At 70.9% G+C, this 22404-nt stretch carries 22 protein-coding genes; 9 read left to right on the forward strand and 13 right to left on the reverse strand.

Annotated features, from left to right (window positions below; all coding sequences use genetic code 11):
- Window positions 1-46 precede the first annotated feature (46 nt).
- Window positions 47-1903, reverse strand: a complete 1857-nt coding sequence (locus ABN273_RS10245; RefSeq protein WP_349448441.1) for a helix-turn-helix domain-containing protein — start codon at window positions 1901-1903, stop codon at window positions 47-49.
- The gene (locus ABN273_RS10250; RefSeq protein ID WP_349448442.1) at window positions 1888-2640 is read right to left on the reverse strand and encodes a 3-hydroxybutyrate dehydrogenase; all 753 of its coding nucleotides are present in this window, start codon (window positions 2638-2640) and stop codon (window positions 1888-1890) included. Before ABN273_RS10250 ends, ABN273_RS10245 begins: the two co-directional genes overlap by 16 nt.
- Window positions 2641-2880: 240 nt before the next feature.
- Here ABN273_RS10250 and trpD point away from each other — a divergent pair, with 240 nt between their 5' ends.
- Window positions 2881-3933, forward strand: coding sequence for an anthranilate phosphoribosyltransferase (trpD, locus tag ABN273_RS10255; RefSeq protein ID WP_349448443.1), 1053 nt, complete (start codon window positions 2881-2883; stop codon window positions 3931-3933).
- On the opposite strand, the gene ABN273_RS10260 is transcribed toward trpD, so the two are convergent.
- The 4 genes from ABN273_RS10260 to ABN273_RS10275 all read right to left on the reverse strand — a co-directional run bounded on the left by ABN273_RS10260 (window position 3930) and on the right by ABN273_RS10275 (window position 8935).
- Window positions 3930-5315, reverse strand: coding sequence for a class II fumarate hydratase (locus tag ABN273_RS10260; RefSeq protein WP_349448444.1), 1386 nt, complete (start codon window positions 5313-5315; stop codon window positions 3930-3932). The two genes, trpD and ABN273_RS10260, sit on opposite strands and share 4 nt — an antisense overlap.
- 47 nt (window positions 5316-5362) lie before the next feature.
- On the reverse strand, window positions 5363-7108 hold the full coding sequence (locus ABN273_RS10265) for a serine/threonine-protein kinase (RefSeq protein WP_349448445.1): 1746 nt from the start codon (window positions 7106-7108) through the stop codon (window positions 5363-5365).
- A gap of 35 nt (window positions 7109-7143) precedes the next feature.
- Window positions 7144-8256, reverse strand: coding sequence for a serine/threonine-protein kinase (locus ABN273_RS10270; protein ID WP_349448446.1), 1113 nt, complete (start codon window positions 8254-8256; stop codon window positions 7144-7146).
- A 70-nt stretch (window positions 8257-8326) separates the two neighbouring features.
- Window positions 8327-8935, reverse strand: coding sequence for a superoxide dismutase (locus ABN273_RS10275; protein ID WP_349448447.1), 609 nt, complete (start codon window positions 8933-8935; stop codon window positions 8327-8329).
- Between the two features lie 490 nt (window positions 8936-9425).
- On the opposite strand from ABN273_RS10275, the gene ABN273_RS10280 reads away from it, so the two are divergent.
- On the forward strand, window positions 9426-9614 hold the full coding sequence (locus ABN273_RS10280) for a DUF5999 family protein (RefSeq protein ID WP_349448448.1): 189 nt from the start codon (window positions 9426-9428) through the stop codon (window positions 9612-9614).
- A 216-nt stretch (window positions 9615-9830) separates the two neighbouring features.
- Here the strand turns inward: ABN273_RS10280 and ABN273_RS10285 are convergent, their stop codons facing one another.
- Window positions 9831-11483, reverse strand: a complete 1653-nt coding sequence (locus ABN273_RS10285; RefSeq protein WP_349448449.1) for a fumarate hydratase — start codon at window positions 11481-11483, stop codon at window positions 9831-9833.
- Window positions 11484-11509: 26 nt separating this feature from the next.
- Window positions 11510-12391: a DMT family transporter gene (locus tag ABN273_RS10290; RefSeq protein ID WP_349448450.1), complete on the reverse strand. Its 882-nt coding sequence runs from the start codon at window positions 12389-12391 to the stop codon at window positions 11510-11512.
- Window positions 12392-12459: 68 nt separating this feature from the next.
- Here ABN273_RS10290 and pdxR point away from each other — a divergent pair, with 68 nt between their 5' ends.
- Both pdxR and ABN273_RS10300 read left to right on the forward strand, forming a co-directional pair.
- A complete protein-coding gene (gene pdxR / locus ABN273_RS10295) occupies window positions 12460-13854 on the forward strand; it encodes a MocR-like pyridoxine biosynthesis transcription factor PdxR (protein WP_349448451.1) in 1395 nt (464 codons plus the stop codon).
- A gap of 51 nt (window positions 13855-13905) precedes the next feature.
- Entirely contained in the window at window positions 13906-14844 is a 939-nt protein-coding gene (locus ABN273_RS10300) for a Gfo/Idh/MocA family protein (RefSeq protein ID WP_349448452.1), read from the forward strand.
- 51 nt (window positions 14845-14895) lie between these two features.
- Here the strand turns inward: ABN273_RS10300 and ABN273_RS10305 are convergent, their stop codons facing one another.
- The 3 genes from ABN273_RS10305 to ABN273_RS10315 all read right to left on the reverse strand — a co-directional run bounded on the left by ABN273_RS10305 (window position 14896) and on the right by ABN273_RS10315 (window position 17559).
- The gene (locus ABN273_RS10305) at window positions 14896-16068 is read right to left on the reverse strand and encodes an MFS transporter (RefSeq protein ID WP_349448453.1); all 1173 of its coding nucleotides are present in this window, start codon (window positions 16066-16068) and stop codon (window positions 14896-14898) included.
- Between the two features lie 98 nt (window positions 16069-16166).
- Window positions 16167-16874: a DUF998 domain-containing protein gene (locus tag ABN273_RS10310; protein WP_349448454.1), complete on the reverse strand. Its 708-nt coding sequence runs from the start codon at window positions 16872-16874 to the stop codon at window positions 16167-16169.
- Window positions 16875-16944: 70 nt separating this feature from the next.
- Window positions 16945-17559, reverse strand: coding sequence for an SDR family oxidoreductase (locus ABN273_RS10315; RefSeq protein ID WP_349448455.1), 615 nt, complete (start codon window positions 17557-17559; stop codon window positions 16945-16947).
- A 121-nt stretch (window positions 17560-17680) separates the two neighbouring features.
- Between ABN273_RS10315 and ABN273_RS10320 the strand changes: the two genes are divergently transcribed.
- Window positions 17681-18331, forward strand: coding sequence for a DUF1707 SHOCT-like domain-containing protein (locus tag ABN273_RS10320; RefSeq protein WP_349448456.1), 651 nt, complete (start codon window positions 17681-17683; stop codon window positions 18329-18331).
- A gap of 51 nt (window positions 18332-18382) precedes the next feature.
- On the opposite strand, the gene glpX is transcribed toward ABN273_RS10320, so the two are convergent.
- Window positions 18383-19417: a class II fructose-bisphosphatase gene (gene glpX / locus ABN273_RS10325; protein ID WP_349448457.1), complete on the reverse strand. Its 1035-nt coding sequence runs from the start codon at window positions 19415-19417 to the stop codon at window positions 18383-18385.
- 233 nt (window positions 19418-19650) lie between these two features.
- Between glpX and ABN273_RS10330 the strand changes: the two genes are divergently transcribed.
- Genes ABN273_RS10330 through ABN273_RS10340 form a run of 3 tightly spaced genes read left to right on the forward strand, consistent with a single transcriptional unit; the run spans window position 19651 to window position 21104 of the window.
- Entirely contained in the window at window positions 19651-20259 is a 609-nt protein-coding gene (locus ABN273_RS10330; RefSeq protein ID WP_349448458.1) for a TetR/AcrR family transcriptional regulator, read from the forward strand.
- Between the two features lie 11 nt (window positions 20260-20270).
- Window positions 20271-20801, forward strand: coding sequence for a DUF4245 domain-containing protein (locus tag ABN273_RS10335; RefSeq protein WP_349448459.1), 531 nt, complete (start codon window positions 20271-20273; stop codon window positions 20799-20801).
- A gap of 33 nt (window positions 20802-20834) precedes the next feature.
- Complete coding sequence (locus ABN273_RS10340; protein WP_349448460.1) at window positions 20835-21104, forward strand: exodeoxyribonuclease VII small subunit; 270 nt, start codon at window positions 20835-20837, stop codon at window positions 21102-21104.
- A 144-nt stretch (window positions 21105-21248) separates the two neighbouring features.
- Here ABN273_RS10340 and ABN273_RS10345 read toward each other — a convergent pair whose 3' ends face one another.
- On the reverse strand, window positions 21249-21665 hold the full coding sequence (locus ABN273_RS10345; protein ID WP_349448461.1) for a nitroreductase family deazaflavin-dependent oxidoreductase: 417 nt from the start codon (window positions 21663-21665) through the stop codon (window positions 21249-21251).
- A gap of 79 nt (window positions 21666-21744) precedes the next feature.
- On the opposite strand from ABN273_RS10345, the gene ABN273_RS10350 reads away from it, so the two are divergent.
- On the forward strand, window positions 21745-22362 hold the full coding sequence (locus tag ABN273_RS10350) for a TetR/AcrR family transcriptional regulator (protein WP_349448462.1): 618 nt from the start codon (window positions 21745-21747) through the stop codon (window positions 22360-22362).
- Window positions 22363-22404: the final 42 nt, after the last annotated feature.

Below are 22404 nucleotides of genomic sequence, written 5' to 3' on the forward strand. Positions count from 1 at the left end.
GGTAGGGAGTGACCGGCATCACTCATATGGGGCCGAAGCCCACAGTCTATGGGGTGGATGTGTGGCCGAGCCGGTGCAGGCGGAGCGCGAGCTGAATCTCGAGCGCGCGATCCGGCTCCAGCCAGCCGTCGCCGAGGAGCTTGCCGATCCGGTCGAGCCGTTGCGTGACGGTGTTGACGTGGATGTGCATGGCCTCGGCCGTACGGGAGGGTGAGCCGCCCGAGCCGAAGTAGGCGGCCATCGTGTCGGCGAGCGCGGTGCCCCTGCGGGCGTCGTAGTCGATCACGGCGCCCAGCACCCTGCTGACGAAGCCGCGCACGTCACGGCCGTCGCCGACGAGCAGCCCCACGAACCCCAGCTCGGCCGCGCTCGCGCCGTCACCGGCCCGGCCGAGCGCGATCAGCGCCTCTGCACACCTGCGGGCCTCCTGGTACGCGCCGGCCACGTTCCCTTCGACGGCGGCTCCGGCGCCCGCCGTGGCCGGGCTGTGCAGCGACGCGCTCAGCTCCGCGGCCACGTTCTGCGCGATGCGGCCCGCGTTCTCGCCGGGCAGCAGCAGCACGACCTCGTCACCCCGGCCCGCCGCCAGCCCGTGCCGCAGCGCGGCCTGCGACGAGGCCCAGAACGCGGCCCGCTCCCGTTGCCCGCCGTGCTTGGCCACCACCACGACATGCGGCGCGTGGAGGTCCACGCCCAGCCTCCGTGCCTGGTCGGTCAGCCCGGGGGAGTCGGGCCGGGAGATCAGGTCGTCGAGCAGCTCACCCCTGACCCGGCCCTCGGCCTCCGCCACGCTCCTGCGGAACAGCAGGAGCAGCGCGCACACCAGCGCCGCCCGCTCCAGGATGCGCTCGTCGGCGTCGTCGCTGCGCAGGATCAGCGTGCACAGCGGCTCGGCGCCGACGTCCACGGACGCGATCAGCAGGTCGCCCCTCCGCACGGTACGCCCCAGCGCCCTGGACGCCTGCGCCGCCTCGAACACGCCCGAGTCGAGCTCGCCCACGTCGCCCGTGAGCGGCCGTCCCAGGTCGTCGAGCACGGCCAGCGACCCGCCGAGCACGTCGGTCACCACGGCCGCCACATCCTCGATCCCGCCGCCGCGCAGCACCAGCGAGGTCATCCTGTCGTGGGCCAGCGCGCCCCGCTCCACGGCGTCGCCGTGCTCCCTGGCGATCCTGTGGGCCTGGGAGAGCTCCTCCAGCGCGTTCCTGGTCTCCTGCAGCAGCCTGGCGTTGTCGATCGCGACGGCGGCGTGCGCTGCCAGGCTGGCCAGCAGCGACACCTCCTCCTGGTGGAACGGCCGCGCGCTGCGGTTGGCCGCCATCAGCACGCCGATCACCCGCTGGCCCAGCCGCAGCGGCACGCCCAGGATCGCGACCAGGCCCTCCTCCTTGACGGCCTCGTCGATGTCGTTCTTGTGCCGGAACCTGGCGTCGGCGAAGTAGTCGGCGGTCGAGTACGGCACGGCCGTCTGCGCGACCAGCCCGCCCAGCCCCGCCCCCATGGCCAGCCGCAACGCCCGGAACTTGGCCGAGATCGAGCCGTCGGTGACCCGCATGTACGTGTCGCCCCGCTCGGGGTCGTGCAACGTCATGTAGGCGACGTCGGTGGCCAGGAGCTGCCTGGCCCGGTGCACGATGGCCTCGAGCACGGCGTCGAGGTCGCGCAGCGCGGCCAGGTCGCCGGCCGTGTCGTAGAGCGCCGACAGCTCGGCCTCGCGCCTGGCACGCCTTTTGAGCAGCTCGCGCACCCTGAGCGCCTCGACCTTGGCCTGCTCCAGCTCCTCGATCGTGGCCGGATCCGCGCCGGCCGCCCTGGCCTCGATGATCGGCCCCTCGAACTCGACCGCGGAGGCCTCCCTGGCCAGCAGTTCGAGGAAGTGTCTGGCCACTAGCGCGCCGTCCAACCGCCGTCCACAGGCAGCGACACACCGGTGATGAACGACCCGGCGGGGCCACACAGGTAGTTGACCAGCTCCGCCACCTCCTCCGGCTCGATCAGCCGCTTGATCGCGGCGGGCTGCAGCATGATGTTCTCCACGACCTCGTCCGGCTCGATGCCGTGCACTTTAGCCTGGTCGGCGATCTGCGCCTCGACCAGCCCGGTCCGCACGTACGCGGGGCAGACGCAGGTCGAGGTCACCCCGTGCGGCGCCCCTTCGAGCGCCACGACCTTGGAGAAGCCCTCCAGCGCGTGCTTGGCCGCCGTGTAGGCCGACTTGTACGGCGAGGCGCGCAGCCCGTGCACGGACGAGAGGTGCACGAACCGGCCCCAGCCCTTGGCGTACATGCCGGGCAGGACCTTGCGCGCGATCAGGAACGGCGCCTCGACCATCACCTTGAGCATCGTCGAGAAGACCTCGGGCGGGAACTCCTCGATCGGCGAGACGTGCTGGAACCCGGCGTTGTTCACCACGATGTCCACCGGTTCGTCGGGCAGCGACGCCACGAAGCCGGGATCGCTCAGATCCGCGACCACGGCCTGGCCGCCGATCTCGGCGGCCACCTTCTCGGCGGGCTCGGCCCGCATGTCGACGACCAGCACTCTGGCCCCCTCGGCGGCCAGTCGGCGGGCGCAGGCCGCCCCGATGCCGCCGCCCGCCCCCGTCACAAGCGCGGTCCGCCCCGTCAGCTCCTTCGCCATACCCCGAACCCTAGGCGGTCTCCGCGCCTAGACGCATGGGTGCTGGCAACATAGATGAGTGCCGTTCTATGTGGATCATCGGAGTCTGCTATGTTGAGCGCATGATCGCGTATTCGTCCCAGTGGTGGCCCGCCTCCTAGGCGGACCTCCCGGCGTATACGCACTACGGCCGCCTCGACGAGGCGGCCGTCGGCATGTCACAGGCGCCCCCGTCGAGCACTGACGAAAGGGGCGCACACCATGACCACCTGGCCCGCACTGCTCACCACGCTGCTCGAGGGCATGTCGCTCACCACACGCCAGGCCAGATGGGCGATGGAGCAGATCATCTCGGGGACGGCGACGGACGCCCAGATCGCCGCGTTCGCGGTCGCGCTCCGGGCCAAGGGCGAGAGCGTGGCGGAGGTGTCCGGGCTGGCCGACGGCATGTTGTCCAGGTCGGCCGCCATCAGGGTCTCCGGCGATCCCGTCGACCTCGTCGGCACCGGTGGCGACCGCGCCAACACGGTGAACATCTCCACGATGGCCGCCATCGTCGCCGCCGCCGCGGGCGCCAAGGTGGTCAAGCACGGCGGCAGGGCCGCCTCCTCCATGGCGGGCGCGGCGGACGTGCTGGAAGAGCTCGGCGTGGTCATCGACCTGCCGCCGGCTGCCGTGGTCAGCGTGGCGGACGAGGTCGGCATCACGTTCTGCTTCGCGCCCGCGTTCAACCCCGGGCTGAGGCGCACCTCCGGCCCGCGCCGCGAGCTGGGTGTCCCCACGGTCTTCAACTTCCTGGGCCCGCTCACCAACCCCGCACTGCCGCCCGCCCAGGCGGTCGGCGTCTTCCATCCCGGGATGGCGCCGGTCATCGCGGGCGTGCTGGCCGAGCGCGGCGGCTCGTCACTCGTCTTCAGAGGCGACGACGGGCTCGACGAGCTCACCACCTCGGGCCCTTCCACGGTCTGGGTGGTACGCCGCGGCGCCGTGACGCGTACCGCCTTCGACCCGGCCGACCTGTCGATCCCGCGAGCCCGCCCCGACGACCTGCGCGGCGGCGACGTCCGGCACAACGCGGCCGTGGCACGGGCGGTGCTCGCCGGGGACCCGGGGCCGGTGCGCGACGTCGTGCTGCTCAACGCGGCCGCCGCCGTGGTGGCCGCGGACGGCACGCCGCCCGCGCCCGACCTCACGGCCGCCCTGGGCGCCGCCTACAAGCGCGCCGCGGACGCGGTCGACTCCGGCGCCGCGCTGTCCCTGCTCACCCGCTGGGCCGAAGCCACCCAGGCACTGGCATCAGCCCCCGATCATTAGGGCCTGGTCATCGACAGCACGTCGAGCGCGGCATCGAGCTGCTCCTCGGTCAGGGTGCCGCTGGCCACGTGGCCGCGCTCGATGACGACCTCGCGGATGGTCTTGTGCTCGGCCAGGGCCTGCTTGGCGATCTTCGCGGCCTCCTCGTAGCCGACGTACTTGTTGAGCGGGGTGACGATCGACGGGGACGACTCGGCGTACTCGCGCAGGCGCTCGACGTTGGCCGTGATGCCGGCGACGCAGCGGTCGGCGAGCAGCCGCGACACGTTCGCCAGCAGCCTGATCGACTCCAGGATGTTGCGCGCGATGACCGGGAGCTGCACGTTCAGCTCGAAGCTGCCGGACGCACCGGCGAACGTGATCGCCGCGTCGTTCCCGATGACCTGGGCCGCGACCATGGTCGTGGCCTCGGGGATCACCGGGTTGACCTTGCCGGGCATGATCGACGAGCCGGGCTGCAGGTCGGGCAGGTTGATCTCGCCGAGCCCCGCGCGCGGGCCCGAGCCCATCCAGCGGAGATCGTTGGCGATCTTGGTGAGCGAGACGGCCACCACCTTGAGCTGTCCCGACAGCTCGACGATCGAGTCCTGTGCGCCCTGGGCCTCGAAGTGGTCACCGGCCTCGACGAACGGGATGCCGGTCGCCTCGCGGAGCTTGGCGATGGCCTCCTGGGCGAAGCCGGGCGGGGTGTTGATGCCGGTGCCGACGGCGGTGCCGCCCAGGGGCAGCTCGAGCACGTGCTCGAGGGCCGCGGAGACACGTACGACCCCGTGCTCGATCTGGGCGGCGTACCCGCCGAACTCCTGGCCGAGCGTCACCGGGGTCGCGTCCATCAGGTGGGTGCGCCCGGACTTCACCACCCCGTCGAACTCGATCGCCTTCTCCCGCAGCGCCGCCGCCAGGTGCTGGAGCGAGGGCAGTAGGTGGAACGTCACCTCGGTCGCCGCCGCCACGTGGATGGAGGTCGGGAAGACGTCGTTGGACGACTGGGAGGCGTTCACGTGGTCGTTGGGGTGCACGGGACGGCCGAGGCGCTCTTCCGCCAGCGTCGCGATCACCTCGTTGGCGTTCATGTTGGACGAGGTGCCCGAGCCGGTCTGGAAGACGTCGATCGGGAAGTGGGCGTCGTGCTCGTTCTCGGCGACGTCGGCCGCGGCCTGGGCGATGGCCTCGGCCATGTCCTTGTCGATCACGCCCAGCTCGCCGTTCACCTCGGCGGCCACCGCTTTGATCAGGCCGAGCGCGGCAATGTGGGACGGCTCAAGAGGGCGTCCCGAGACCGGGAAGTTCTCCACTGCCCGCTGGGTCTGCGCGCGCCACTTGGCGCCGGACGGCACGCGTACCTCGCCCATCGAGTCATGCTCGATTCTGAACTCGCTCATGACTTCCAGTCTGACCCACGGCCGCGCACTCGCCGCGGCGCGGGTGGTCAGGCGGAGAACAGGGCCACGATGAGCACGGCGATCACCACGGCCGCGACGGCGGCCACGGTCATGAGCACCAGCATGCCGTTGCGGCGGCCGGCGGGTTTCTGCTCCGGGTTCCCCGCGATGGCGAACAGGTCGGTGCCCAGGCCCTTCCCCTGATGCGGGACCTGCGGCCGCGGCGTGACCGGCGGCTGCTGCGGCTGGGAGGCGGGCTGGGGCCGGCCCGTCGCCGACCCGGGCACCGGATACACCTGCTGGCCCGGCGGTTTCGGGAGCTGGATGCGCTGGGTGGCGACGGCGCCCTCGTCGTTCGGCTGCCGCGGGGGCTGTGCCCGCTCGGTGGACGGGGGAAGCGGTCCTTTGGGCCGCGCGATGCTGACCGTCCGCTCGGGGTCGTACCCCGCCTCAGGGGACGAGGCGCCCGGGGTGGCGAAGGCGCCGGTCTGCGGCACGCCGCCAGGCGGGGGGTAGGCGGGCGGGGTGACCCGCGGCACGGTGGGCGCGTTGGGGCCGCTCGGCCCCTGCGCCCCCGAGGCGGGCCCCGGAACCGGTCGCTGCCCTGGCCCCTGTCGTCCAGCGGGTCCCTGTCCAGCGGGTCCCTGTCCGCCGGGTCCCTGTCGGGCGGGCCTTTGCGCGCCCGGCCCGGCAGGTGCGGGTCCACCCGGGCCTGCGGGCGCGGGACGGCCGGGAGCGCCCACCGGTCCACCGGGTCCTGCGGGCATCGGGCCGCCAGGACCGGCAGGTCCCTGCATCCCCGGACCGGCGGGACGCCGGCCCGGCCCCCAAGGTCCTGGGGCACCGGGACGGCCTTGACCCGCGGGGGCGGGAGGCTGGGGAGGGGCGGGGTTCTTGGGGGCGAACGGATCGGGCACGGCAGCCTCCTGCGCCATCAGAGCCTCCGCCGTGAGCACCGGCATCTCGCTCGTGGGGGTGTCGGCGACCATGCGCAGCAGGGTCTCCGCCTTGGCAGCGCCGAGCCGCTGCCGGTAGTCCTTGCTCAGCAGCCCGTTCAGCACGGGGCGCAGCTGCCCCGCCTGCGTGGGCGGGTCGGCGCTCTCGGTGAGCAGCGCCGCCAGCGTCTCCGCGATCGTGGCCCGCTCGTACGCGGGCCGGCCCTCGACGGCGAAGTACAGAGTCGCCCCGAGCGACCAGATGTCGGACTCGGGGCCGGTGTACTCACCCCTGGCACGTTCCGGGGCCGTGTAGCCGGGCGAGCCGATCACCATGCCCGTCTTCGTCAGCCGCGAGTCGCCCTCGGCCTTGGCGATGCCGAAGTCGGTCAGCACCACGCGCCCGTTCTCGGTGATGAGCACGTTGCCCGGCTTGACGTCGCGGTGGGTGATGCCCTGGGCGTGCGCGGCGCGCAGCGCCCCGAGCAGATCCACGCCGATCTCGGCCACCAGCCGGGGCGGCAGCGGCCCCTCCTCCTCGACCACCTGCTCCAGCGAGCGGGCCTTGATGAGCTCCATGATGATCCACGGGCTGTCGTGCTGGATCAGCACGTCGTGGATGGCGGCGACGGAGGGGTGATTGATGCGTGAGGCGATGCGCCCCTCACGGACCATGCGTTCGCGCAGCTCGGTCCGCTGTTCCTCGGTGAGCCCTGGGTCCTGGCGGATTTCCTTGACCGCCACCTCGCGCCCGAGCGCGCGGTCGCGGGCGCGCCACACGGTGCCCATGGTCCCCCGGCCGAGCGGGGCTATGAGCTCGTAGCGCTCCGCGAGCAGGCGGGTCTGCTGTTCCGGCATGAGAAGAAGATATCGATTCTCGCTTGGGAAGTGCTTTAACCTCGCTTGCGAAGTTCTCTTGGCCAGAACCGTCGAGGAAGGCACAACTTTATCACCGCCGCTTTGAAACGGGCATAAGCGGACGGCGTCGGCCGCGCGTCAACGCGTTTCCTGTGCACGCCCTCACCGGGCTTGCGTTCCTGCCGCGGCGCCGGGACCGACAGCGCTGTCGCGGTGACGTCCGCCCGGTGCAGCCCGCGATGCGCGGGCCTGCGTGTGAAAGACGGCGGCGTGATGGACGACGTGCCCATTCGGATGGACTTGCGCGGAGGCAGGGGCTCCTCGGCCGAGCCTCCCGCGGCCACCCTGGCCAGCATGAGCGAGGCCCGTACGGAGTCGAGCCTGGTCTGCGGGTCGATCCTGAGCAGCGCGTCAAGCACGGGGGCCAGCGGCCCCGCCTTGGTCATGGGGATCGGCTCGCCACTGGTGAGCGCCGCGAGCGCGGCGGCGGCCGTACGGCGACCGTGCAGGCCCCTGCCCTCGACGGCGGTGTAGAGGGTCGCGCCGAGCGACCACAGATCCCCCGCGGGACTGGCCTTCGTGCCAAGCAACCGCTCTGGAGCGATGTAGCCCGCGGACCCGAGAACGATGCCCACCTGGGTGATGGAAACGTCACCTTCGAGTGCGGCCAGCCCGAAGTCGGTGAGCACCGCGCGGTCCTCGGTCACCAGCACGTTGCTCGGCTTGACGTCGCGGTGCAGGATGCCCTTGGCGTGGACGGCGCGCAGCGCGCCGAGGATCTGCCGGCCGATCTCGGCGGCCCTTCGCGGGTGGAGCGGTCCTTCCTCCTGGATGAGCTGCTCCAGGGACTTGGCCCGGAGCAGCTCCATCACGATCCACGGCCGGTCGTCCTCGGTGACCACGTCGAAGACGGTGATGACCGACGGGTGCGCGACCATCGCGGTCGCCCTGCCCTCGCGCTCGGTCCGCGCGCACAGCTCGGCACGCAGCTCCTCGTCGAGCACGGACGGCAGGCGCACCTCCTTGACCGCCACTTCACGGTCGAGCAGCTCGTCATGCGCTCGCCAAACGGTGCCCATGCCACCGCGGCCAACCGGCTCCACAAGCCGGTAGCGCGCGGCGAGTAGGTAACCAGAGGGCGCACGCATGCCTGGCAGCTTACCTATTTGTGTAAACCGACCAGTAGAGGCGCGGCCGATAAATTGTTGCGAACTTAAGTCAACCTGCCTGACTCGTCACGTCAGCAAACCTCTGGGCCACATCGGTCCAGTTCACGAGGTCCCACAGTTTCTCGACGTAGTCCGGGCGGACGTTGCGATACTGAAGGTAGTACGCGTGCTCCCAGGCGTCGAACACCAGCAGCGGAGTGGTGTTCATGCCGACGTTGCCATGGTGGTCGTAGACCTGCTCGATGACGAGCCTGCGGCTCAGCGGCTCCCAGGCCAGCACGCCCCAGCCGGAGCCCTGCACCGTCGAGGTGGCGGTGGTGAGCTGCTTCTGGAACGCCTCGAACGTGCCGAAGTGCTCGTCGATGGCGTCCCTGAGCGGCCCGTCCGGGCGGTCACCGCCGTCCGGTGACAGGTTCTCCCAGAAGATCGAGTGCAGGACGTGCCCGGACAGGTTGAAGGCGAACGTCTTCTCCAGGCCCACCAGGTTCGAGAACTCGGCCCTGTCGCGGGCCTCGGCCAGGCGCTCCAGCGTGTCGTTGGCGCCCTTGACGTAGGCCGCGTGGTGCTTGGCGTGGTGCAGCTCCAGGATCTCGCCGGTGATGGCCGGCTCCAGCGCCGCGTAGTCGTAGGGCATGTCGGGAAGGGTGTAGTCCCCCATGTGTCCTCCTTGTCGTTGGCAGGACACTATTGCAAGTTATTTGCAATTGCATCAGACTTGCGACCTAAGCGCGTTTGTGCAGCTCGCTGGGCATGTGTGTCGTCCGGCACACCTGTCGCGCCGATAAATGTGCATGATGCCTGGTAAGGGCTTTCAGGCGTACGGCAGGCTGACTGTCAGGAACTTCAGGGATGCTGTCAGCAGCTTGTAAGGGTGCCGTAAGGGGGGCGGGGCATGGTACAGCCAAGAGAGAGGGCGTTCTCCCAAAGGCCCGCAAACTGTCGGTCCAGACGGTCAGACTGAGGGTGTACGCCAGGCTCCACCACTAACGACAGGCTATTGAGGGACGTGATGAAGATGCGCCAGACCCGGGTTCGCCGCCGGCCCAAGAAGCCGACCGGAGCCACCACGCTGGACCTTCGCACGCCGTCGGGGCGCCCGCTGCCCTTTTGAATGCCAGCAATCAGGAGCGCAATCTGAGAGGTGCGCGATGTGCAGTCACTACCCCGTTTGCCCCAGCGCCGACTCGCCCGATCGTGAGGCGTCGCACGTCATCGCGGCCCACCCTGACCAGGGCTGGAGCCTGCTCTGCAACGGCGTCGTGCTGTTCGAGGACACCGGTCTGCTGCTGCCCGACGGCACCGTCGTGGCACCGCACCGGTCCCCGGTGGCCGCGTGAACGTCTACTCGCTTCCCGCCCCCTGCGCCGCCCTCCCGGCGCACCCCCCACGACTCACCGTCCGCGGCTGAGGGTTCTGCCGCATCGCCACCACCGCGGCCTGGACCCACAGCCGGCCGCGGGGACGGGCCTCAGGAGGCGCGTCGCCCGCGGTGGCCGTTCGGCCCTCCGGGACGCCGGCCCTCAAGGGCGGCGGCGGCCCGGCATCGCGTCGGCTCAGCGGCGGCCGATGGTCAGGACCGGGCCGGTGCGGTCGGTGAAGAAGTCGTCACCCTTGTCGTCCACCACGATGAACGCCGGGAAGTCCACCACCTCGATCTTCCAGACCGCCTCCATCCCCAGCTCCGGATATTCCAGCACCTCGACCTTCTTGATGCAGTCCTGCGCCAGCCGCGCCGCGGGCCCGCCGATGGATCCCAGGTAGAAGCCGCCGTGCTCCCGGCAGGCCTCGGTGACCTGCTTGGACCGGTTGCCCTTGGCCAGCATGACCATCGATCCGCCCGCCGCCTGGAAGCGCTCCACGTACGAGTCCATCCGCCCGGCGGTCGTCGGCCCGAACGAGCCGGAGGCGTACCCCTCGGGAGTCTTGGCCGGTCCGGCGTAGTAGACGGCGTGGTCCTTCATGTACTGGGGCATCTCGCCGCCGTTGTCGAGGAGCTCGGCGATCTTGGCGTGGGCGATGTCGCGGGCGACCACGAGGGGGCCGGTGAGGGAGAGGCGGGTCTTGACCGGATATTTCGTCAGCTCGGCGAGGATCTCGGGCATGGGCCGGTTGAGGTTGATCTGTACGACGTCGTCCGAGAGGTGCTCGTCGGTGGTCTCCGGGAGGAAGCGGGCCGGGTCGGTTTCCAGCTTCTCCAGGAAGACGCCCTCAGGCGTGATCTTGGCCAGCGCCTGGCGGTCGGCCGAGCAGGAGACCGCGATGGCCACCGGGCAGGACGCCCCGTGCCTGGGCAGGCGGATGACGCGTACGTCGTGGCAGAAGTACTTGCCCCCGAACTGCGCCCCGATCCCCAGCTTCTGCGTCAGCTCGAAGACCTTGGCCTCCATCTCCAGGTCGCGGAACCCGTGCCCCGAGGCCGAGCCTTCCGTGGGGATCGAGTCGAGGTAGCGGGCGCTGGCGTACTTGGCGGTCTTCAGCGCGAACTCGGCGGAGGTGCCGCCCACGACGACGGCCAGGTGGTACGGCGGGCAGGCCGCGGTGCCCAGCGAGCGGATCTTCTCCTCCAGGAAGGCCATCATGCGCTTCTCGTTGAGCACGGCCTTGGTCTCCTGGTACAGGAACGACTTGTTGGCCGAGCCGCCGCCCTTGGCCATGAACAGCAGTTTGTACTCGTCCGGATGGCCGTGCGGGTCCTCGGCGTAGAGCTCGACCTGGGCGGGCAGGTTGTTGCCGGTGTTCTTCTCGTCCCACATGGTCAGCGGGGCCATCTGCGAGTAACGCAGGTTGAGCTTGGTGTACGCGTCGTACACGCCCCGCGAGATGTGCTCGGCGTCGAGCCCGTCGGTCAGCACGTGGCGCCCGCGCTTGCCCATGACGATCGCGGTGCCGGTGTCCTGGCACATGGGCAGCACGCCGCCGGCGGAGATGGAGGCGTTCTTGAGCAGGTCGAGCGCCACGAACCGGTCGTTGCCGCTGGACTCGGGGTCATCGACGATCTTCCTGAGCTGGGCGAGGTGCGAGGCCCGCAGGAAGTGGGAGATGTCATGGACGGCCGTCTCGGTCAGCAGCCGCAGCGCCTCCGGCTCGACCTCGAGGAACGTACGCCCGGCCGCCTCGACCTTCCGCACCCCCTCCGATGTGATCAGCCGATACTCGGTCTCATCGGCTCCCAGCGGCAGCAGGTCGGTGTAGTCGAAGTCGCCCATGTCCATCCTTTCGATCCCCCAAGAGATTACGCGCCTTCCGGTGCGGGCACTTCAGAGACCGTTCGTGGCCGTTCCGCGGTCAGGCCCACGAGGATGCCCGCGATCACAAACCCCGCGCCCAGCAGGTCGTATGCGGACGGCGTCGCGACTCCGAGCACCACCCCCGTCACGATGGCGCCCACCGGGATGAGCCCCGCGAACAGCCCGGCCCGGCCGGGGCCCAGCCTGGGCAGCGAGCTGTACCAGAGGAAGAACGCCACCACCGTCACCACGACCGCCAGGTACGCGAACCCGAGCACCTCCGCCCAGGTCGGCGGCCTGAACATCCCGGCCACCCCGTCATCCGCCAGCCCGGCCACGGCCAGCAGGGGCACGGCCAGCGCCGTCGAGTAGGCCGACAGCCTGATCGCCCCCAGCTTCGGCAGCAGCGGGATGGCGAGCATGGAGAAGCTCACCTCGCCCACGAGCGCGCCCAGCGCCCACAGCAGTCCTGGCAGGTTGCCGCTGCCGAGCCCGGTGGCCAGCGTCGCCCCGGCCACCACCACGCAGGCCCCGGCCAGCAGGCGGGGCGCCGGGCGGCCACCGGCCAGCGCGAGGGCCAGCGGCACGGTGCCGAGCACGGTCCCGACCAGAGCGGGACCGGCGGCGCGGGTCGACTCGACCACGCAGACGTTGAACATCACCAGGCCGAGCATGGTGAGCCCGCCCAGGCAGAGGGCCTCGCGCGGGGTGAGCCGGACGAACCGCAGGCCGAGTGCTCGCGTCACGAGGAGCAGAACGACCGAGGCGGCGAGATACCGGACCGCCTGTCCGCCGTATATGGGATAGCCGTCCACGAGTCCCGACACTCCGGCCAGCGTCCCGACGAGGAACATGGCCGAGGCGGCCCCGACGATGCCGTTTCTCATGCGAAGGATGCTAGGGAGACAATGGTTCGCACAAACAGTCCAATGTCCCGCCAAAAGACAGGACCATTATGGCTGACCTCCATATCCAAATAAATCGTGATAGGGGAGGGATCGCCGGGCAGATCGCCGCTGAGCTGCGCGAATCCATCAGGGGTGGCCGGTTGACCCCTGGCACCCGCCTTCCCGCGACCCGCGACCTGGCCATCGACCTCCAGGTCTCCAGGGGCGTGGTGGTGGAGGCGTACGAGCAGCTCGTCGCCGAGGGTTTCCTGGTGTCCAGGGTGGGCGTCGGCACCCAGGTCACCCCCAAGGCCGCCGCGAGGCCTGTCATCCGGGCCTCGCCCCGCCCTGAGCCGGCGCGCCCGGGCGCACCCGCGTGCGCGCCGTACTACGGGCACCGCCCCACCTCTCCCGACCTCAGCCACTTCCCCCGAGAGCGCTGGCTCGCCGCCGTCAGACACGTCCTGACCACCGTCCCGTCGGAAGCCCTCGACTACGGCGACCCCGGCGGGGTGCCCGAGCTGCGCGAAGAGCTGGCCGGCTACCTCAGGCGGGTCAGGGCGGCGGACGTGCGCCCGGAGAACCTCGTCATCGTGGGCGGTGTGGCCCAGGGCCTCAGCCTGGTCCTGCACGTGCTGAGCCGGCAGCGCCCGCTCCGGCTGGCCGTCGAGGACCCGACGAGCCATCGCCAGGCGCCGCTGCTCAGGCGGGCGGGCGCGCACCTCGTGCCGGTTCCCGTGGACGAGGAGGGCCTGGACGTGCGGCGGCTGAGCGGCGACGCCGTCCTGGTCACGCCGGCGCACCAGTACCCGACGGGCGTGGTCCTCTCGCCGCCGCGCCGGGCCGCCCTGATGGAGTGGGCGTACGCGGGCGACCGGACGATCCTGGAGGACGACTACGACGCCGAGTTCCGCTTCGACCGCGACCCGGTCGGCTGCCTCCAGGGCCTGGCCCCCGACCGGGTGATCCTCTCGGGCAGCGTGAGCAAGGCCATGGCGCCGGGCCTGCGCCTTGGCTGGGTGGCGGCGCCGCCCGACCTGGCCGAGGCGGTGCGCCGGGCACGAGGAGAGCTGGACCTGGGCTCGCCGGTCATCGACCAGTACGCGCTGGCGCACTTCCTGCGTACCGGCGGCTACGACAAGCACCTGCGCAGGATGCGCCGGGAGTACCGCCGCCGCAGGGACGCCCTGGTCAGGGCGCTGGCCGAGGAGCTGCCCGAGATCCGGGTCAAGGGCATCGAGGCGGGCCTGCACGTCTACCTGGAGCTGCCGGACGGCTGGGCCGAGCTCAAGACCACGCGTGCCGCGCAGGAACTCGGCCTGTCCACCGAGCCGGTGGGGCCGATGCGCGACTCGCCGGGGCTCGCGGCTGTGGTGGTGGGCTTCGCCAGGCTGCCGGCGCACAAGGCAGTTGAGGCCGTACGAGGCTTGAAGGTCAGAATGTCAGGACAAAACGTTGACTGAGGGAGAAGACCTCCCTTAGAAAAGAAAGCCTGATTCCCGATTGGAGGCGCCATGCGTGTGGGACTGCTGGGTCTGGGCAGGATCGGAGCCTTTCATGCCGCGACCCTGGCCGCGCATCCGCTGGTGGACGAGCTGATCGTGGCCGATCCCGTGCGTACGTCGCCGTACGGCAGGCCCGGGGACCCCTTCGAGTCGGACGCCGTGGTCATCGCCACCCCGACCGGCACCCACGCCGAGCTCATCATGAAGGCCTGCGAGCAGGGCATACCGGTCTTCTGTGAGAAGCCGGTCGCGAGCACGGTGGCCGAGACCGTCAAGGTGCTGGAGGCGAGCGCCGGCAACCGGGTGCAGATCGGGTTCCAGCGCAGGTTCGACCCCGGCTACGTGGCGGCGGCGCTCGCGCTGCGCGGCGGGGAGCTGGGGGAGCTGCACCGCGTCCACCTGATCACCGCCGACCCCGCGCCGCCGCCCGCCGAGTACGTCGCGACCTCGGGCGGCATCTTCCGCGACTGCCACATCCACGACTTCGACATCCTGCGCTGGGTGACGGGCCGCGAGGTGGTCTCGGTGCACGCGACGGGGGCGAACCGCGGGGCGTCGTTCTTCGCGGAGGCGGGCGACGTCGACAACAGCGCCGCGCTGCTCACCCTGGACGACGGCACGCTGGCCACCCTGCAGGGCTCGCGCTACAACGGCGCCGGGTACGACGTCCGCATGGAACTGGCCGGCACCAAGCGCACCCAGGCCGTCGGCCTCGGCCCGCGTGCCCCGTTGCACTCGACCGAGGGCCTGCCCGGCCTCGATGAGCCCTGGCCGGACTTCGTCACCCGGTTCGAGGCCGCCTACCGCAGCGAGATCGACGGCTTCCTGACCAGCGACAAGAGCCTCTGCACGATCGAGGACGCGCTCGAGGCACTCTACGTGGCCGAGGCCGCCGACCTGTCGCTGCGCGAACGCCGTACCGTCGAGGTCGCCGAGGTGCGCGGCTGAGGCCGTCGCCCCGCCGCGGCGCCCGGCCCGATGGCCGGCATGGCGGCTGGGTCAGGCGGCGGAGGGGTTGGCGGTTCGGCGCCTGGGCTCGAAGCCCGGGGCCAGGACGATGATGACGGCGGCCAGCGCCAGAGGCGCGGCGAATGCCCATCGCATGTCCGCCGCGTCCGCTATGCCGCCCACCAGGGCCGCGCCCACGATGAAGCCGATGTAGTTGAAGAGGTTCACCCGGGCGATGGCCACTCCGGTCCCGGCCGGATCGAGCTTGCCCGCCGCCGAGAACGACTGCGGCGCCACCACCGACAGCCCCACCCCGGTCAGCCCGAAGGCGACGATGGCCAGCGGCTGGTTCGGGGCGAGGACGACGCCGAGGAAGCCCAGGGTGGCGATCACGCCGCCGATCCTGACGATGGCGGCGGGCCCGTACCGCCGGACCGCGAGGTCGCCGCCGAGCCGGACGGCCAGCGTGGTCGCCTGGTAGGCGACGTAGGCCAGCGGGACCACCTGCGGGCCTGCCGAGAGCACGTTCTTCATGAACACGGTGTTGAAGTTCGACACGGCGGCGTCGCCGACGTACAGGAACCCCATGGCCAGGCAGAGCGGAATGATCGGCCGCCACGGGAACCGGCCCGCGGCGGCGCTCGCGGGGGCGTCCTCGGCCTTCTCCTCCTCCGGCGTGCACAGATCGCGCCCGGACACGAGCGAGCCCACCAGCGCCAGCACCATCGGGGCCGACATGATCACCGGCAGCGGCAGGGCGGCGGCCACTGACGCCCACGCCGCCCCGAGCATGCTGAACACACTCCACACGCAGTGGAAGCCGTTCAGGATCTGCACGCCGTACCTGCGCTCGACCGCCACGCCCTGCATGTTCATGCCCGCGTCCACCGCGCCCACCGCCACGCCGAACAGCAGCAGCACCGGCACCAGCAGCGGCACGCTGGGCGCGAGCCCGGCGAGCACCACGGCGACCGCGACCACCGGCTGGGCGACGCGCAGGAGCACCTTGCTGCCGAACCGGGCGGCGAACGTGCCCGCCGCCACGCTGCCGACCCCCGCGAACACAGGCACGATCAGCAGCAGGAGCGTCAGCGCGCCCTCGCTGAGGCCGTGCTTGGTCTGCAGGTTCGCGACCTGGATGAGCAGCGAGGCGAAGGACAGGCCCTGTACGGCATAGACGACGTACGTGGCGACGCGGGCCTGACGATCACGCGAGGACGGCACGACGGCCTCCTGATGGGGGGAATCAAACGTGAGGCGGGGTCAGGTTAGCGGCCCGCCACTCCGTTCCGCCAGCCCGTCACCGCACCGGGTCCAACCCGTCACCGCACCCCGTCCAACTCGCCCGCCGGCCTCGGCCTCGCTCCTTCGCCGCTCCCGGCATCACCGAGCTGATCGGCCTGCCCTGTCGTGCCCAGCTGCCTGGCCGCGGCCCACACGCCGAGCGCGAGGAGAGCGGCCACCTCCGTCACGGCCAGGCCGCGCTCCACGAGACCGAGTGGCATGGCGCGCCACCACGGCAGCCCGTCTGTCGCCCCGATCAGCATGAGCGTGGCGATGCCCACGACCCACAGCACCGAGCAGATCCCGAGCCCGAACGCCACCAGCGTGGCCCGCGACCGCTCCCGGTGCCGCCAGGGCCTGGCGATGATCACGGCCGCCAGCGGCAGGCTGAGGAAGGCGATGAAGCTGCCCACCCGGTGGATGCTCCCGTGCAGGCTCGGCCCCACCGACCAGTCGTTCTTCTCGAACCACGCCGTCAGGAACAGCCCCACGCTCCACCCCATGAGCGCGATGGTGCCGAAGATCCCGGCCAGCCTCTTGCGTGCCAGCGACACCCCGATGGCCGCCGACCCGGCCGCGAGCAGCCCCACTGCCAACCCGAAGATCCACCCGTCGGGGCCGAGGCCGTGCTCGCTGATGGTCCGCCTGAGCGGGTTCATCTCGTCGAGGCTCGTCAGCTCCAGGACCACGATCACCGCTATGCCCGCGCCTGCCGCGCCGAGACCCCATCGCGCCGGTTGATGCACGCGCAAACCTCCCTTTTCCGAGATCAACGGAGAGGAGTGCGCGGAGATTCCTCTCAGGTCAGGACTGACCTCATGCCTTCAGCCTTCCCCCTCCGTCCACGGTCAGCACGGTCCCGGTCACGAACGAGTTGCGCACGACGTACTCGATCGTGGCGGCCACGTCCTCGGGCCTGCCGACGCGCCCGACCGGCAGGCTCGCGGCGGCGCCCTCCAGGAACGTGGCCCGGGCCTCGTCGCCCAGCTCCGACCACCAGTCGGTGTCGATCACGCCAGGGGAGACCGCGTTCACCCTGATGGGCGCCAGCTCGACCGCCAGGCCGGGAACCACGGCCTCGAGTGCCCCGTTCACCGCCGCCAGCACGGCGATGCCGGGAAGGGCCGCGCCCGCCGACGCGGCCGTCACGAAGGTGATCGAGCCCCCGGGGCTCAGCGCGCCGAGCGCGGCCTGTGCGGTCAGCAGGTGCGGGACCAGCTTGTTCTGCACCGCGCCGGTCAGCGTCTCGCTGGTCAGCGAGCTCAGCGGCCCCGCGCCGCTGCGGCCCGTCACGGTGATGATCAGATGATCGACGGTGCCGAGCCGCTCGAACAGCGCCCGCGTCGCGCCGGTGTCACGGGCGTCGACGACCTGTCCGCGCACTGGGCCGCTCGCCTGGTCGCCGAGCTGCTTGTGGTACCGGCTGCTCAACCGCCACGCCGAGGTGAACGTGGACCTGGCAGAGGAGATTGCCGGACTTCTGGCGCGAATCCGCTGATGCGGGTCCGTTTGGCGCGAGCGATTCTCGCGGGCGCCGGTTATCGTCGGATGTGTGAACGAACGCGCGGGATCGTGGCTGCCGAAGCTGCAGGAAGTCGGAGAGCGGCTGGCCGAGGAGTTTGTGTCGGCCCGGCGACCGCCGGCGGCGAACGACGTGCCGCCACCCCACGAGCTCCGCGCGTCCGACGCCGACCGTGAGCGCATCGCCCAGGTGCTCCAGGACGCGCACGCCGACGGCCGGCTCACCCTCGACGAACTGGAGGAGCGGCTGGGCGTCCTCTACTCCGCGCGCACGCTCGGCCAGCTGGCCGAGCTCACCGCCGACCTGCTGCCCGCCGACCAGCAGCCGCTCAACCTGGACGGCCGCCCCGTGTCGGCCATCTTCAAGCAGGAGCAGCGCGGCGGGCGCTGGGTCGTGCCGGCCGAGCTGGACGTGACGGCCATGTTCGGCACCACCAAGCTGGACTTCCGCGACGCGATCCTGCAGAACCGGCAGGTCATCATCAACGCCACTCTGGTCTTCGGCGGGCTGGAGATCCACGTGCCGGAGGGGCTCGAGGTGATCAGGGTCGCCAAGGGCAAGTCGGTCCGCCTGACCAAGCAGCCGACCGACCCCGGCGCGCCCGTCGTCGAGGTGCGGACCACGAACTTCGTGGGCGAGATCAAGGTCAAGGAGCCCCCCCGCCGCAAGCGCCGCCGCTGACCACCGCTCCGCCACGCCGCTCAGGGGCGCGCCCGGCCGCCGGCGGTGCGCTCAGCCCGCGGTGTCGAAGTTGATCGCGCTGTACGCCCGCAGCTTCCAGAGCTGGTGCTCGCTCTCGATCTTCCGGATGGTTCCCGACCGGCCGCGCATCACCAGCGACTCGGTCACCGCCGAGCCCGCGCGGAACCGTACGCCCTGCATGAGCTCGCCGTGCGTGATGCCGGTCGCCGCGAAGAACACGTCGTCGGACCTGACCAGATCGTTCGTGGTGAGCACCTGGTTGAGGTCGTGCCCGGCGTCCAGGGCCTTGCGGCGTTCGGCGTCGTCGCGCGGCCAGAGCTTGCCCTGGATCACGCCGCCCAGGCACTTGAGCGCGCACGCGGCCACGATGCCCTCCGGCGTGCCGCCGATGCCCAGCATCAGGTCGATGCCGGTGCCCGTACGGGCCGCCATGATCGCGCCGGCCACGTCGCCGTCGGTGATGAACTTGATCCGCGCGCCCGTCTCCCTGATCTCCTTGACCAGCCGTTCGTGCCTGGGCCGGTCGAGGACGACCACGGTCACGTCGGAGGGCGAGCAGTGCTTGGCCCTGGCGACCGCGTTGATGTTCGCGGAGACGGGCGCCTCGATGTCGACCACGTCGGCCGCCTCGGGGCCGGTGACCAGCTTCTCCATGTAGAACACGGCCGACGGGTCGTACATCGAGCCGCGCTCGCTCACCGCGATCACCGAAACCGCGTCGGGCATGCCCAGCGCGGTCAGCCGGGTGCCGTCGATGGGGTCCACGGCCACGTCGCAGTCGGGGCCGCTGCCGTCGCCCACCTGCTCGCCGTTGAACAGCATCGGGGCGTGGTCCTTCTCGCCCTCGCCGATGACCACCACGCCGTTCATGGAGACCGTGTTGATCAGCTGGCGCATGGCGTTCACCGCCGCGCCGTCGGCGCCGTTCTTGTCGCCCCGGCCGACCCACCTGGCCGCCGCCATCGCGGCCGCCTCCGTCACGCGGACCAGTTCCAGCGCCAGGTTCCGGTCAGGGGCGTGCTCTCCCGTGGCGAGCGCGGGCGGTACGGATGTCTGATCGGACATGATGAGCAGCCTCCTTGTGGGAAATCTACGTCGATCGTAGTTGCCCCTCTATTCCCGCCCAGAGGGGGATAATCTGCTCAGACTCCGACGGATTCTTCATGGAGGGCGACCTGGGTAAGCTTCGACTGGGTTGCCCTGTGATAACGGGGAACGGATTTTGCGCCATACCGTGTGCACGTGAAGGATCTTGCCTCCACCATGGGGCATGGCGCCCCGCCATGGAGGAGATCTGAATGAGCGATGTGGAGAACATGGCGGTCCAGCCGCGCACGTCCGAGCGCGGCGCGGCCACGCGGAGCTCGCTCCTGGGCGCCGCCAGGGAGGTCTTCGTCTCCAAGGGGTTCGCCGAGGCGGGCGTGACCGACGTGGTGGCCAGGGCCGACGCCAGTGTGGGCAGCCTGTATCACCACTTCTCCGGCAAGGCCGATCTCTACCTCACGCTGTTTGAGGAGTTCCAGGCCAGGCAGACGCAGCGGACCAAGCAGGCCGCCCGCGCGGCTCGCGCCGCCGGCGAGACCGACCCGATGCGCGTGTTCATCAGTGCCGCCCACGCCTATCTCGAAGGGTGCCTGGAGGAGCGCGAGCTGGCCGACCTGTTCCTGCGCGGCGACGGGCCGCCCGGCTTCGACGTGGTCATGCGTGACAGGCTGCGCAAGTGGGCGCAGCTCAACGCGGCGCTGTTCGAGGACGAGAGCGCGCTGGTCGTGGTGGTCACGGGCGCGCTGGCCGCGGCCGTGTCCGAGGTGGTGCGTACGGGAGACCGCGGCCTGGCCGAGGAGGTGCTCGCCATCATCGGCCAGATCCGTCCGGCCACTTCGGCGACCGCCCCCACCAGCGGGTAACCTCGCCAACTGTGCGACGGTTCACTCAAGGTTTCTACGGCTACGCGGTAGCGCTGTTCGTCTGCCTCGCGGCGGCCGCGCTGTTCCTGCTGGTCACCCCGCAGAGCCGGGAGGAGCACATTCCGCGGCTCGACTACTCGATCACCGTCGCCAACTTCGGCCACTCGGTGCCGTACGGCGTGTGGGCCCCGCAGAAGGACCCGGCGGGCTGGATCCCCAACAGCAACAAGATCGCCAAGGGGGAGAACGGCGCGCAGGTCCTCTACCTCGGCTACGCCACGGCCAAGCGCCAGCACGTGATGTTCGCGCAGAGCAACGAGCAGCCGGCGGCCGGGTTCGCCAGCCGCATGGCCAACTCCGACAAGGCCGTCGGCACGCAGCAGGTCGGCGGCGTGCCGTGGGAGCAGCGCTTCCGCGAGGACAAGAACCAGCGCTCGCTGATCCGTGTCCTGCCCGAGGTGACTCTCGTCATCACCGGTACGGCCGACTGGCCGGAGCTGGCCGAGCTCGCCTCCGTCCTGCAGCAGCGCCCCAAGGGCTGACCGCGCCGCGCTTCACGTACGCCTGCTCTGCGGATGTCGGCCGGCGCGTCTAGGGTGGTGCTCGTGGCAGCAGACGAGAAGGCACCCTCATACGAGCAGGCGCGCGAGGAGCTGACCGAGGTGGTGCGCCGGCTGGAGACCGGCGGGCTCACCCTGGAGCAGTCCATCGAGCTGTGGGAGCGCGGCGAGAAGCTGGCGGCCGTCTGCGAGGAGTGGCTCCAGGGGGCCAGGGTCAAGCTCGCCGCCGCCATGGCGCGCCGCTCCGAGCCCACGGCGGGCAACTCCAACGACGCGCCGTTCTGACAGTCCCGCCCCCTCCATGAGCCTCGCCCTCCCATGAACGCACCCTTCTGACGGCTCGTCCCACTGGCGGCGTCTCCGTCGCCGGCCAGCCGCCTTCCCGGCGGCGTGTCCTCACGACGGCGCCGGCGGCACCGGTGGCGGAGGTCAGGCAGCGGTCCGGTAGAGCGCCACCACGGGGATCCGGCGGCTCGTCTTGGCCTCGTAGTCGCGGAAGCCCGGCCACTTCTCCGCCATCTGCGCATAGAGCTGGTCGCGCTCGGCGTCCGCCACGACCACGGCCTTGACCTCGAACGTCTCCGTCCCCACCTCCGCCGTCGCCTCAGGCGTGGCGCGCAGGTTGTGGTACCAGGCAGGGTGACGGTCCGAGCCGGCGTTCGAGGCGATGACGACGTAGCGGTCGCCGTCGGCCAGATACAACATCGGCGTGGTCGACGGCTTGCCGCTCTTGGCTCCTGTGGTCGTGAGCAGCACCAGGGGACTGCCCTCGAACATGCCGCCGACCCGCCCCTCGTTGGCGCGGAACTCGTCAATGATCTGCTGGTTGAACTCGCTGGGCATCATTTACTCCCGTGAATCGGAGGACTCTCCGGTTCGGAGCTTAACCGGAGATCGCTCCGGTTGTCATCGGTATGCTGCAGCTGTGTGCGGACGTCGATTGTTGCCCGTCGTCGGGCAACCCCAGCCGGAGCGGGCCGACGCCGCGCGAAACCGGCAGAAGATCATTGAGGTGGCCGCCCGGATGATCGCCGAGCACGGCGCCGACGAACTCTCACTCGACGAGGTGGCCAGGGTCGCCGGCGTCGGGGTCGGCACCGTCTACCGCCGCTTCGGCGACCGGGGCGGGCTCGTCTACGCCCTGATCGACGAGCAGGAGCGGCGCTTCCAGACCGCCTTCTTCTCCGGGCCGCCGCCCCTCGGCCCCGGCGCACCCGCCGCCGAGCGGATCACGGCGTTCCTGTACGCGCTGGTCGACCGCATCGTGGCGCAACAGGGGCTCTTCTTGCTGCTGGACAAGGGGGACAAGGCGCAGAGGTTCGGGGGGCCGTACCAGGTCCATCACGTCCACCTGGCCGGCCTGATCGCCCAGGCCTGCCCGCGCGCCGACGCCACCTACCTGGCCGACGCCCTCCTCGCGCAGGCCAACGCCTGCCTGATCGCCTTCCAGCAGGAGCAGCGCGCCATGACTCACGAGCAGATCAAGGCCAGGCTGGCGTGGCTGGCCGAGACGGTCATACGCGGCCAGGAGCAGGGCCGCTAGGGGAGGGCGCGCCCTGCACGGCACTCTCGTGTGCCGGACGCG

The organism is Nonomuraea sp. B19D2, assembly GCF_040137845.1.
Taxonomy (GTDB): Bacteria; Actinomycetota; Actinomycetes; order Streptosporangiales; family Streptosporangiaceae; genus Nonomuraea.